General features: G+C 38.1%; 9 protein-coding genes. 6 read left to right on the top strand and 3 right to left on the bottom strand.

Annotation, left to right across the window (positions count from 1 at the left end):
* Positions 1 to 16: 16 nt before the first annotated feature.
* Together BCF58_RS01995 and BCF58_RS01990 are read right to left on the bottom strand one after the other, a co-directional pair.
* Positions 17 to 1495 carry a trehalase family glycosidase gene (locus BCF58_RS01995; protein WP_121460124.1) on the bottom strand — a complete coding sequence of 493 codons (1479 nt, stop codon included), beginning with the start codon at positions 1493 to 1495 and terminating at the stop codon, positions 17 to 19.
* A 3-nt stretch (positions 1496 to 1498) separates the two neighbouring features.
* Complete coding sequence (locus BCF58_RS01990; RefSeq protein WP_121460123.1) at positions 1499 to 2728, bottom strand: MFS transporter; 1230 nt, start codon at positions 2726 to 2728, stop codon at positions 1499 to 1501.
* 123 nt (positions 2729 to 2851) lie between these two features.
* Between BCF58_RS01990 and BCF58_RS01985 the strand changes: the two genes are divergently transcribed.
* The gene (locus tag BCF58_RS01985) at positions 2852 to 3715 is read left to right on the top strand and encodes an AraC family transcriptional regulator (protein WP_121460122.1); all 864 of its coding nucleotides are present in this window, start codon (positions 2852 to 2854) and stop codon (positions 3713 to 3715) included.
* A gap of 164 nt (positions 3716 to 3879) precedes the next feature.
* On the opposite strand, the gene BCF58_RS01980 is transcribed toward BCF58_RS01985, so the two are convergent.
* On the bottom strand, positions 3880 to 4434 hold the full coding sequence (locus BCF58_RS01980) for a thioredoxin family protein (protein WP_121460121.1): 555 nt from the start codon (positions 4432 to 4434) through the stop codon (positions 3880 to 3882).
* Positions 4435 to 4586: 152 nt separating this feature from the next.
* Here BCF58_RS01980 and BCF58_RS01975 point away from each other — a divergent pair, with 152 nt between their 5' ends.
* From BCF58_RS01975 to BCF58_RS01955, 5 genes are all read left to right on the top strand, one after another.
* The gene (locus tag BCF58_RS01975; protein ID WP_121460120.1) at positions 4587 to 5183 is read left to right on the top strand and encodes a TetR/AcrR family transcriptional regulator; all 597 of its coding nucleotides are present in this window, start codon (positions 4587 to 4589) and stop codon (positions 5181 to 5183) included.
* Between the two features lie 301 nt (positions 5184 to 5484).
* Entirely contained in the window at positions 5485 to 6645 is a 1161-nt protein-coding gene (locus BCF58_RS01970; RefSeq protein ID WP_121460119.1) for an efflux RND transporter periplasmic adaptor subunit, read from the top strand.
* A 42-nt stretch (positions 6646 to 6687) separates the two neighbouring features.
* Positions 6688 to 9867 carry an efflux RND transporter permease subunit gene (locus tag BCF58_RS01965; RefSeq protein ID WP_121460118.1) on the top strand — a complete coding sequence of 1060 codons (3180 nt, stop codon included), beginning with the start codon at positions 6688 to 6690 and terminating at the stop codon, positions 9865 to 9867.
* 11 nt (positions 9868 to 9878) lie between these two features.
* Positions 9879 to 11291, top strand: a complete 1413-nt coding sequence (locus tag BCF58_RS01960; RefSeq protein WP_121460117.1) for an efflux transporter outer membrane subunit — start codon at positions 9879 to 9881, stop codon at positions 11289 to 11291.
* Between the two features lie 34 nt (positions 11292 to 11325).
* Complete coding sequence (locus BCF58_RS01955; protein ID WP_121460116.1) at positions 11326 to 12513, top strand: MFS transporter; 1188 nt, start codon at positions 11326 to 11328, stop codon at positions 12511 to 12513.
* Positions 12514 to 12536 lie beyond the last annotated feature (23 nt).

The raw sequence follows: 12536 nt of genomic DNA, 5'->3' as shown, positions 1-12536 counted from the left end.
ATATGATTTTACTTGTTTAGTTTTGTTTTAGTTTTAAATAGACTCCGTTGGTCCACCCGAATCCATCCTGGTTAGGATATTCTCCTCCACCGGCAATGGTTTCCGTATCCAATGCATTATATTTTTCCATCAGCTTTCCGGTATTGTTGTATACTCTTTCTACATTGGAACACCAATTATTTTTTATGGTTTCCGCCAGTTCATCAAAACCATAATTTTTCATAGCTTTAAAACCCAGCCACTGATAGGGTGCCCATGCATTCGGAAGATCCCATTGCTGACCGCTTTGCTTGGTTGTTGTCACCAATCCTCCCTGATATAAAAATTTTTCAGATATGGTTTGGACAACCTTTTTTGCCTGTTCTTCACCAGCTAAGCCAAGGAATAAGGGATAAAGAGCAGCAATGTGTTCAGACGGTGTGTTTTTGTGTTTTTTTATGTGATAATCCCTATATATTACTGCATTTTCATCCCAGAAATAATTGTCAATCATCTGTCTTCGGCTTGCTGCTCTTTGGGTATAATAATTATATTTTTCTGTTAAATTCTGAAGTTTAGAAGATTTAGCCAAAGTATCTTCTAAATGCCATAAAAGACAGTTAAGATCTACCTGGGCCAGGTTCAGGGTTTCAATAGTCTGTATCGTTTCCCCGTCTGCAAACCATCTGCTGGAAAAATCCCAGCCGGATTCACAGGCACTTCTTATATTTCTGTAAAATTCTTCGGAAGTGTTTTGATTGTCTTCAATATCAATTAAATAGCTTTCCGGACGGGGAGCATTTTCGGCATCATAATAACGGTTTAGAATATTTCCGTCCTTAGTTCTCACTACTCGTTTAATAGAAGAATCATTTTCAAGCCATTCTTCTCCGTTCATCCAGAATGCATACTCTTTTTCTAAGGTATCATGATATTTTAGATAGATTTTTTCATCTCCTGTAGTGTCAAATAACAAATCCAACATTAAAGAAAAATATGGAGGTTGGGAACGGCTTAAAAAATGAGTTCTGCTCGCATTCGGAACAAATCCCACATTTTGAATCAGGTAAGCACAGTTCTCAATAATGTTTTCCATCATTTCTATTCTTCCGGAGACCTGCAATCCGAGCATAATAAAATAACTGTCCCAATAAAAGAATTCGTTAAAGCGCCCTCCCGGAACTATATAGGGTTTGGGAAGTTTTAACAAAGTACCTTTTTCCTCATAGGCTGTACGGGTAAGTTCATCCCAAAGTTTTTCTATATGCTGATCAATGGGTAATTGATCTTCTCGCTGGATAGAAATTTTTGCCCCTAAAAAATCAAAATTCTCCAGTACAAAAGCTTTTAAATCAAAACCTTCCTTTTGTTTTTCTTCCTCATATTGAGTATTGATCTCAGAAACAGGAAACAGGGGAACCGCATCGGTCATCATTTTCTGGTCTTCAAAGATCTGCGCCCTCTGAACCTCATCAAAAAGAGCCTGGATTTCATTGATATAAAGCTGTTTACTCATTTTTTAATTTTTAGGATGTATAGTTATTCTGTTCATCAAGATGGCTGAAACGATCAGCAAAGAAAGCGGGATCAGGGAAAGGTAAAACGCCTGTTGTCCACTGAATTCCTGAAACACAAAACCTGTAATCATAGACCCGACTGTCCCTCCTATTGCCGAAAAAACCACGATAAGTCCTGACATCGCACTGTGCAGGTATTTAGGAATGGATGCTAAAATCACTGAGTTGATACTCGGATAAATAGGGGCAAGGAAGCCTCCCATCAATGGAAATAAATACACTACGAGCGGAGCGTTCAACCAATTGGTATTGGTGTTGATATGAATGTTATGAGTTAAAGGCAATACCAATAATATGCTTATGGCAAAGCCAATGACACAAAAAGACACCACATAAATCCAACTGAATTTTCTGGAGAAAAATCCCGATAAAAATCTTCCCAGAGCAAAAGCTCCCGCCAAAACAGCTCCTGCCTGAATGCTCATGGAAGTAGGAACTTTTAAAATCTCCTTATAAAAAGTAGGCGTCCATGTCTGGAAGCTCTGCTCTACCAAAACAAACAGAAAGGCGCAAAGCAAAAAGAACAATACTTTTTTGTAGCTGAATAAACGAATACTGTTTTTAATATCTCCCCATAGATCTGTTTTTCCGCTTCTTGCCTCTTGTTCATCCAGTTTAGAAAAGAAAAGGAATACAAAAGATAATAATGAAAGGCTTCCCAATACCCAATAAACATTCATCCAATGGGTAGATTTGGGATTATAATCATCTATAAATAAGCTGAAAAGAACATTTCCCGCCAATACACCCACCATAAAAAAACCTTCCAAAAACCCCATAAAACTGGAATGTTCCTTATCTGTGTCCGTAACAAGACCTATGGAAGTAAAAACTGAAATTTTTATTAATGCAAAGGAAATCCCTACAATGGCAAATAATAATTTAAAGAACCAGAAATCATTTGTGAAAGGCATTACAAAACACATACAGCTTACCAGAAACAAGGCAATCAGCATAGAGTTTTTAATTCCTATTTTAGGCAGAAATGAGGCTAAAAGAAAGGAACAAATAGCAATAGGTAAGTCTTTAAAACCTTCCAATACACTTGCAGAAGATTTTGAAATCCCAAAATTCTGCTGTACCTGAAGGATAACCGTCCCTACAGAGTTCAACAGAATGGCAAAAACAAAATAGTTTAAGAATAAAACCGCCTTGATATTGAAATTTTTCATTAAAATAATTTCTTGGTGGCTAAGATAGAAGCATTTGTCTTACCATTAATTTAACACAATAAATCAATATTTGAACTATATTAATATAATTCTTATTTTTAAGCATAAAATAACATTAATTGAATGAAAGTTACTTTTGAAAGAGTAATTCCTGATGAAAAAAGCTCTTTTCGCACGATCCATAATAACTCTCCTATTTCAGAATTCAAATGGGCTTATCATTATCATCCGGAAATTGAGCTCGTCTGTGTAATTTCCGGGAACGGAACAAGACACGTTGGCTACCATAAAAGCAATTACACCAATGGTGATCTGGTGTTGATTGGTTCCAATATTCCGCATTCCGGATTCGGATTGAATTCTATTGATCCGCATGAAGAAATTGTACTTCAGTTCAGAGAAGAGATTCTTCAGTTCCCACAACAGGAAGTGGAAGCCAGGTCTATTAAAAATTTACTGGAACTATCAAAATACGGGATTCATTTTCATCATAAGATCAAGAAGGCATTGCTTCCGAAATTAAGACTTATGTTGGAATCGGAAGGTTATAAAAGATACCTTTTATTATTGGAAATCCTTTTTGAGCTTTCAAAGTGTAAAGATTATGAATTGTTGAATAATGAAATTATGCCTTATACGATCATTTCAAAGAATAAAACCCGCTTGGAGAATATCTTTACTTATGTAGAACATCATTATGATAAGGACATCAACATAGAAGATGTAGCGGAGTTGGCGAATCTTACGTTACCTGCATTTTGCAATTTCTTTAAAAAGGCGACCCAGATCACTTTCACGGAATTTGTAAACCGGTATCGGATTAATAAAGCCTGTTTACTGATGGCGCAGGATAAAAGCATTTCAGAAAGCAGTTATAGCTGTGGCTTCAATAATGTGACCTATTTCAACAGAATGTTTAAAAAATATACGGAGAAGACGCCTTCTGAATTTATCAAAGACTATTCACATAATAAGGTGAGTGTATAGATTATTAGATTGAGGTTGAGTTTAAGGATGAGATGCTTCGACTTTGCCCAGCATTACATGAGTAGAAATTTATCACTTATCAAATAAAAAAGCTGTTCAGTTTTGAACAGCTAATATTTTATCTTGAATTGATAGGTCATCAACTGACAACTATCAACCAGCAATTACTTCCATTTAATATTGCACCCCATACTTGGTCTTTGAATTTCCTCCTGCGGTTCGCCCAACAAAAGATTTTCAAAGGCAATAATCAAATCTTCACCGGTAATCTCCTTATTATTTCCCGGTCTTGAATCATCCATCTGTCCTCTGTAGACAAGGTCCAGTTTTTCATCAAAGAAATAGAAATCCGGGGTGCAAGCGGCATCATACGCTTTAGCTACAGCCTGGCTTTCATCATATAAATAAGGAAAATCAAATTTTCTTTCAATCTGGAATTCGATCATCTTTTCAGGAGAATCAGCAGGATATTTTTCAACATCATTCGCATTGATGGCAATGAACTCTATTCCTCTTTCATGATAATCTTCATACAATTCATGAAGCTTATCAATCACATGAAGAACAAACGGACAATGGTTGCACATAAAAATCACCAACGTTCCTTTTTCTCCTTTCAGTTCTTCCAATGACTGAATTTCATTACTTTTTGATGGATTCGGAAGCTCAAAAAAAGGAGCTTTGGTTCCTAACGCCAACATATTTGAGGGTGTATTCATAACCTTATACTTTGCCGACAAAGATAAAAATTTCTTTTATTAATAGCCCATTCAGGATTTTATAAAGTTGCGTTAAATGTTAAAGTTAACATATTATTTGGAAGATATGTTTAAAAGTTCGTAGTTTTGCTAACACTGTTAGTAAAAATATCATGGGTTTACATGAGCGCCGTCAACGAGAAAAAGAGTCTATTCGTGCAAATATTTTGCAGGCGGCTTTCGGTTTGGCTAAAACTGAGGGTTGGGCATCGCTTTCCATGCGTAAAATAGCCGACGCTATTGAATACAGCGCTCCTGTTGTGTATGATTATTTTGAAAACAAGGAAGCCATTTTATTTGAAATTTCTTTAAACGGCTTCGATCTTTTGAATAAAGAACTGATAAAAGCCAAAAAGAAATATGATACTCCGGAAGAACAGCTTACAGCCATTGTAGATGCTTACTGGAAGTTTGCCTTTAAAAATAAGGAATATTATCAGCTGATGTTTGGTCTTGGAATGCAGTGCAGCGGAAAAGGACAAATGAAAAAGGAATTTTCTTCCTTTCAGGACATGATTTATTACTGCACGTACGATATCATTAAAAAGAACGGTTCAAACACGGATAACGCCTGTCATATGTCACACGCTTTATTTTCCGCCATACATGGTTTGATCTCTATTATGATGATGCGTAACACAGATATTCCTTCCACGATGAACAAGACGACTTTAGACGAAACAGTTTCGGCCTTTATTAAGTCTTTGTAAATTTTTTTTGAATTTTAAATTAACACCGTTAGTAAAATTAACACTAAATATTCAACTATTTTTGAATTTGAATCAACTTAGAATCTTTAATTAACACCGTTAGCAAAATTAACACACCTCATCTTATATATAAAACAACAATAAAAGAAATGACAGCTATGAAAACGACAATCTAACCGATCATTAAAAATTCAATAATTTTTTTTGAATTCATTATTAACACTGTTAGTAAAATTAACAGGATTTAAATGAAAATAACATTACTTAATTCAAACACTTCATTAAAAAAATTAAACTCAAAATGAAATTAACTGGAAAAACAAGGATCATCATACTCATTGCCAGTATTATCCTTTTACAAAGTTGCAGCAAGGCCGCGGAAGGTTCTAATCAGGCCCCTCCTGCTCCGGAATTGCCGGTTTATACCGTAATTACTTCTCCAGCCACTACATATCAGGAATTCCCTACAGCATTAGAAGGAAAAAATAACGTAGAGATCAGATCACAGGTAGATGGTTATCTGGATAGAATATATGTAGAGGAAGGAGCCTATGTAAGAGCAGGACAACCTTTATTCAAAATAGATTCAAGAGCTTACGGGGAACAGATGAATATGGCGCAGGCGAATTTACAAGTCGCTAATGCCAATATTCAAAAAGCGAAGGTGGAAGTAGACCGTCTTCAGCCATTGGTAGCCGCTAAAGTAGTTTCTGATGTACAGCTGAAAACAGCAAAAGCCAACTACGCAGCAGCCGTTGCAGCGGCATCACAGGCAAAAGCGTCTGTTGGAGGTGCAAAGATCAATGTAGGGTTTACAACCATTACAGCCCCTGTAAGTGGCTATATCGGAAGAATTCCTTATAAAAAAGGAAGCTTGATCTCCAGAACGGATCCTAATCCATTGACTTTATTATCAGACATCAGTGAAATTTATGCCTATTTCTCTTTAAGCGAACTTGATTTTATTGCTTTTCAAAATAAATACCCGGGTGCAACCTTAGACGAAAAACTGAAAAATATGCCCATGGTAGAATTAGTGATTGCAGATAACAGCATTTACCCTGAAAAAGGAAAAATGAGCATTGTAGACGGACAGTTTGATAAAACTACAGGAGCGATCAGTGTACGTGCAGAATTCCCTAATGCTAAAGGAATGCTGAGAACCGGAAATACGGGTAGAGTCCGTATGCCTCAAATGCTGTCTAATGCAATGGTTATTCCACAGGAATCTACTTTTGAAATTCAGGACAAAACCTATGTATATGTAGTTGGAAAAGACCAGAAAGTAACCAGCAAGCCGATCAAAATCTCAGGAAAAACGGAAAGCTATTACTTCATTTCAGAAGGGCTGACTCCGGGAGAAAAGATCGTATACACAGGGCTTGGAAGCTTAAAAGATGGTGCAACGATCAAACCAAAAGCTATTTCTTCGGATAGCCTGCTCAGAGCTAAACCTTTGTAAACATCTTTTCAATTACGGAAGACTTAAAAAAATAAACTTCTTATGTTAAAACAATTTATAGAAAGACCGGTACTTTCAACGGTCATATCCATCATACTCTTACTTTTGGGAGCACTGTCGGTTTTCAACCTTCCGATTACACTATTTCCGGATATTGCACCACCCAGTGTTCAGGTGACGGCATTTTATCCCGGAGCAAATGCGGAAGTGGTAGCCCGGTCAGTAGCAACCCCTATTGAAGAGGCCGTAAACGGAGTGGAGAACATGACGTACATGACCTCCAATTCAAGTAACGACGGTACCATGACTTTGAGCGTATATTTCAAGCAGGGTTCTGATGCAGATAATGCAGCGGTAAACGTTCAAAACCGGGTATCCAAAGCAATGAGCCAGCTTCCGCAAGAAGTTGTTCAGGCGGGAATCTCTACGCAAAAGGTTCAGAACAGCTTCATCATGTTTATGGGATTGTATAGTGAAGATCCGAAACAATATGACGAGCTTTTCCTGCAGAATTACATGAAAATCAATATTATTCCGCAATTACAGCGTATTCCGGGAGTTGCACAGGCTCAGGTTTTCGGAACGAGAGATTATTCCATGCGTATCTGGTTAAAGCCGGATCGATTGGCAGCCAACAATCTTTCTCCACAGGAGGTTATGAATGCCATTAAAGATCACAACCTTGAAGCTGCTCCGGGACGTCTTGGACAGGGAAGTAAGGAAACGTACGAATATATCCTGAAATATAAAGGTAAATTAAACAAAAACGAAGACTACGAAAACATTGCCATCAAAGCCAATAATGACGGTTCATTCTTAAGGCTGAAAGATGTGGCAAGAGTAGAATTCGGTTCCTATACGTATACTGCAGCCAACAGAGTGGATGGTAAACCGGTATCAGGTTTTGCGATATTACAAACCGCAGATTCCAATGCGAATGAGATTTTAACTGAAATTGAAAAACAGGTTGATGAGTTTTCAAAAACGCTTCCAAAAGGAGTGAAGCCGATCATCATGTATAACTCAAAAGACTTCCTCGATGCCTCTATTCATCAGGTGGTGGAAACTTTGGTTATTGCATTTATCCTGGTATTTATTGTAGTGTATATTTTCCTTCAGGATTTCAGATCTACATTGATTCCGGCTATTGCGGTGCCTGTAGCAATTATCGGGACATTTTTCTTCCTTCAGCTGTTTGGCTTCAGTATCAATATGCTTACCTTGTTTGCTTTGGTTCTCGCCATTGGTATTGTGGTGGATGATGCTATCGTTGTGGTAGAAGCCGTCCATTCAAAAATGGAGCATACCGGAATGTCTGTAGATCAGGCAACCACTAATTCCATGAGTGAAATTTCGGGCGCAATTATCTCCATTACTTTGGTGATGTGTGCCGTATTCGTTCCGGTTGGTTTCATGCAAGGACCTGCAGGAGTATTCTACAGACAGTTTGCTTTCACTTTGGTTATTGCCATTCTGATTTCTGCAGTTAATGCATTAACGTTAAGCCCTGCTTTATGTGCTCTTTTCTTAAATGATCCTCAGGGAGAGCATGGAGCACACAATCAGAAAAAAGGCTTCGGGGGCAGATTTTTCAATGCCTTTAATGCGAGTTTCAATACCATGACCAGAAAATATATCTACAGCCTTAAGTTTTTAATTAAAAACAAATGGGTTGCAGTAGGAGGTCTGGTTATCATTACAGCAGCAAGTATTTTCTTGATTAAAAAAGCACCTTCAGGATTTATTCCGACGGAGGACCAAGGTTTCGTCTTATATGCTGTGAACACGCCTCCGGGAAGTTCACTGGAAAGAACTCACAAAGCAACGGAACAAATTGATAAAATAGTAAATGGTGAAAGTGCAACAAACCACCTTTGGGTGGCAGACGGTTTGAACTTCATCAGTAATGCCAATGCTTCTCCCTACTCTGCCGGTTTTATTAAGCTGAAAGATTATGACGAACGTGGAGAAATGAAAGATCCGGATCAGATTGCAGCAGCCTTAACAGGTAAAGTAAGCCAGGTGAAAGATGCCAATGCTTTCTTCTTCAATTTCCCAACCGTACAAGGTTTTGGTAATGTATCCGGTTTTGAATTCATGCTTCAGGATAAAACCAACGGTTCTTTTGAGCAATTGGGAACAACCACTCAGGCATTTATCGGAGAACTGATGAAGCGTCCGGAAATTGCATTCGCCTTTACGACCTATGCAGCAGGAAATCCCCAATATACGATTGAAGTGGATTCAGATAAAGCGAATCAGTTGGGAGTTTCTGTGACGGATTTAATGCAAACCATGCAGATCTATTATGGTAGTAGCTTTGTTTCGGATTTCAACAGATTCGGTAAATATTACAGAGTCATGGCGCAGGCAGATATTCCTTATCGTACGGATGTGAACTCTCTGGAAGGGATTTTCGTTAAAAATAATCTGGGCGAAATGGTTCCGGTAAAGACATTAGTTACTTTAAAAAGAACATTCGGTCCTGAAACGGTTACAAGAAATAACTTATTTAACGCCGTTACGATCAATGGAACTCCAAAACCGGGTTACAGTACCGGAGATGCCATCAAAGCCGTGGAAGAAGTGGCCAAACAGTCTCTTCCAAGAGGATATGGCTATGAATGGACAGGAATTACCCGTGAAGAAATTAAAACAGGAGGTCAGACTGCTTTCATCTTCCTTTTAAGTATCCTGTTTGTATACTTCCTACTGGCAGCACAATATGAAAGTTATATTCTTCCGTTTGCCATTATCTTAACGGTTCCGACAGGGATATTCGGAGTATTTGCCTTCACAGGTTTGGCAGGAATTGATAATAATATTTATGTACAGGTCGGATTGATCATGCTCGTCGGGTTACTGGCGAAAAATGCGATCCTGATCGTAGAGTTTGCCGTTCAGAGAAGAAAAGCAGGCAAATCACTGATAGAATCTGCTCTTCAGGCTTCAAGATTACGTTTGAGACCTATTTTGATGACTTCATTTGCCTTCATTATCGGTATGCTTCCATTGGTTTGGACACAGGGAGCTTCTGCAAAAGGTAATCATTCTATCGGATGGAGTACCGTTGGTGGAATGTTAACCGGAGTTGTATTCGGAATCTTCATCATTCCTGTATTGTACGTGATTTTCCAATATCTGCATGAAAAAATGCCGAGCAGAAAAAAGAGAAGACTTCAAAAACAAGATCATGAGCCGGCTCTAACAACTGTTCATTAAAAAGAAAAACTATGAAAAGAATAAAGAATATTTTTCTAACACTCATATTGGCTGTAGCCTCGGTTTCGTGTGTGTCTAAATTAGCCTACACGGAGCCGGACTTACAGCTCCCTGAAAAATTCCAGTACACCGCTACCGCAGATACCGCAAGCGTTGCCAATCTGGAATGGAAAGAATTTTTCAATGATCCTATTCTACGCGACCTCATTGAAAAAGGAATTAAAAATAATTATGACCTGCAGATTGCGTTGAAACAGGTGGCTTCTTCACAGGAGAAACTGAAACAGGCAAAATACCTTCAGTATCCGGATGTCGGATTTGGAGTGAATGCACAAATTTCAAGACCTTCTAAAAACAGTATGAACGGCCAAAGCCTTAATCTATTCTTAGGCCAAAGCCATGTTGAAGACTATAATGCAGCATTCAATCTTTCCTGGGAAGCCGATATCTGGGGAAAAATCAAAAATCAGCAGGAAGTTTCAAGAATGCAGTACCTGCAAACGTATGAAGCTACCAAAGCCATACAAACTCAGGTTGTAGCGGCTATTGCACAAGGATATTATAATTTGCTGATGCTTGATAAGCAATTAAGCATTGCCAAAGCTAATCTTGAATTAAGCACTAACACACTGTCTATTACCCAAAAAATGTGGGAAAGCGGAGACACCACATCTCTGGGAGTTCAGCAGGCTACTGCACAAAAGCAGTCAACGGAACTTCTCATCTCACAATTGGAACAGAATATTGCCATTCAGGAAAATGCGTTAAGTATTCTTGTAGGTGAAAATCCGAATAAGGTGAACAGAACCCTTGAAATGTCTGATACTTCTTTACCTCAAAATATTTCAGCCGGTCTTCCTGCAGCCATGGTAAGCCGCCGTCCTGATGTACGTCAGCAGGAATTGGTTTTACTGGAATCCAATGCGATGGTGGGAATTGCTCAGGCGAATATGTACCCGGCTTTAAAAATTACGGCAACCGGCGGAGTAAACTCTTTCAAATTTGATAACTGGTTCCAGATTCCGGCCTCATTATTTGGTTCGGTTCTAGGGGGAATTACCCAGCCTATTTTCCAGAAAAGACAGCTAAAAACAGATCTGGAAGTGGCTAAAATTCAAAGAGAAAAAAATGTATTGGCTTTCCGTCAGTCCGTTCTCAATGCGGTAGGTGAAGTTTCAGATGCTATGGTTTCCAATGAAAGCTTAAAAGTTCAGGAACAGAAAGCAGCAGAACAGGTACAGACTTTAAAAGAAGGAATAAAAAGCGCGCAGCTTCTTTACAAAGGAGGCATGGCAAATTATCTTGAAGTGATTACCGCTCAGGCGAATTCTCTTCAGGCAGAACTTAATCTTGCATCCGTAAAAAGACAGCGACTGAGTAGTATCGTTGATCTTTACAGGGCTCTTGGCGGTGGTTGGAAGTAGGCGAAATAAATTCTAATGTTTAAATTAATCTAATATGAAAAAGTCGATATATGCACTTGCTTTTGGGGCTTTCGGAATTATCAATACGGAATTTGGGGTTATCGGAATCTTGCCGACAATTGCTAAGGTTTTCAATATTTCTGTAGATACTGCAGGCTGGTTGTTAGGTGGATTTGCACTTACCGTGGCTTTTTCTTCACCTATTATTACAGCAATTACAACTAAAATTAATCGTAAATTATTGTTGTGTTTGGTTTTAGGAATGTTCATTGTTTCCAATTTGCTATCTGCATTTTCCCCCAATTTCACGATATTGATGATTGCAAGGATTATTCCTGCTATTTTCCACCCATTATTTTGGAATATTTCTTTGGCCATTGCATTTAAAGAGAATGGTTCAAAAGGCGTTTCTACTGTGATGGCCGGTTTAAGTATTGCAACTGTTTTAGGTGTTCCGCTTACTACTTACGCAGCAGAATTTTTCAATAATTGGCAGGCTTCGTTTTTTCTTTCAAGTGTGATTAGTCTGATTGCTTTTTTGAGTCTCTTATTTTTAGTCCCGTCTATTCCCGGAAATTCAGAAAAAGCAACAAAATCTCAGTTTCACGTTTTGAAAGATGCACAACTTTGGCTCAATCTGATTTCTACCGTTCTTACTCTGGCGGCCATGTTTTCCAGCTATAGCTATTTGGCTGCTTATTTGGAAAAAATCACTAAAATGAACGGTACAGAAATTAGTATCATGCTGCTTTTATTCGGAATTGCAGGGATTTTCGGAAATTGGATTACAGGGATTGCCTTGGGTAAAAAGCTAATACAAACTTCACGATTATTTTATGTTCTTCTTATTTCTGTGCAACTGTTGGCTTATTATTTTGGGGACTTTTTCATACCAATGGTGATTATTCTTTCCTTTTGGGGGCTCATTCACACTGGAGGCTTTTTAGTTCCCAACCTGCGAACTACGCAATCTGTACCTAAAGATACCTTGGAATTTGTAAACAGTTTGCTCACTTCTTGTTACAATATCGGGATTTCTCTTGGTGCTTTCTTGGGTGGATTCATTATTGCACAGTATGGAATTCATTTTGTGGTTTGGATGAGTATTGGCTTATTGGCGATCACTTTAGGCATAAGTTTTATAACTTTTACTAAAAAGGAAAAAATCAATTCGCAAGTAAATCAAAAAAACATTGAAGAAACTGAAGTTGCTTGTGTGTAGAAATTAAATTTTCTATAGATGAC

Origin of the sequence: Chryseobacterium defluvii, assembly GCF_003634775.1 — a bacterium.
GTDB classification, from domain to species: domain Bacteria; phylum Bacteroidota; class Bacteroidia; order Flavobacteriales; family Weeksellaceae; genus Chryseobacterium; species Chryseobacterium defluvii.
Note: the sequence above shows the minus strand (reverse complement) of the source record. Positions and strands in the feature narration are given on the sequence as shown.

Bases quoted from the DNA above. Each gene is read 5' to 3' on its own strand.
- BCF58_RS01985 (WP_121460122.1), top strand. From the start codon at position 2,852: ATGAAAGTTACTTTTGAAAGAGTAATTCCTGATGAAAAAAGCTCTTTT.
- BCF58_RS01955 (WP_121460116.1), top strand. From the start codon at position 11,326: ATGAAAAAGTCGATATATGCACTTGCTTTTGGGGCTTTCGGAATTATC.
- BCF58_RS01995 (WP_121460124.1), bottom strand. From the start codon at position 1,495: ATGAGTAAACAGCTTTATATCAATGAAATCCAGGCTCTTTTTGATGAG.
- BCF58_RS01990 (WP_121460123.1), bottom strand. From the start codon at position 2,728: ATGAAAAATTTCAATATCAAGGCGGTTTTATTCTTAAACTATTTTGTT.
- BCF58_RS01960 (WP_121460117.1), top strand. From the start codon at position 9,879: ATGAAAAGAATAAAGAATATTTTTCTAACACTCATATTGGCTGTAGCC.
- BCF58_RS01980 (WP_121460121.1), bottom strand. From the start codon at position 4,434: ATGAATACACCCTCAAATATGTTGGCGTTAGGAACCAAAGCTCCTTTT.
- BCF58_RS01965 (WP_121460118.1), top strand. From the start codon at position 6,688: ATGTTAAAACAATTTATAGAAAGACCGGTACTTTCAACGGTCATATCC.
- BCF58_RS01975 (WP_121460120.1), top strand. From the start codon at position 4,587: ATGGGTTTACATGAGCGCCGTCAACGAGAAAAAGAGTCTATTCGTGCA.
- BCF58_RS01970 (WP_121460119.1), top strand. From the start codon at position 5,485: ATGAAATTAACTGGAAAAACAAGGATCATCATACTCATTGCCAGTATT.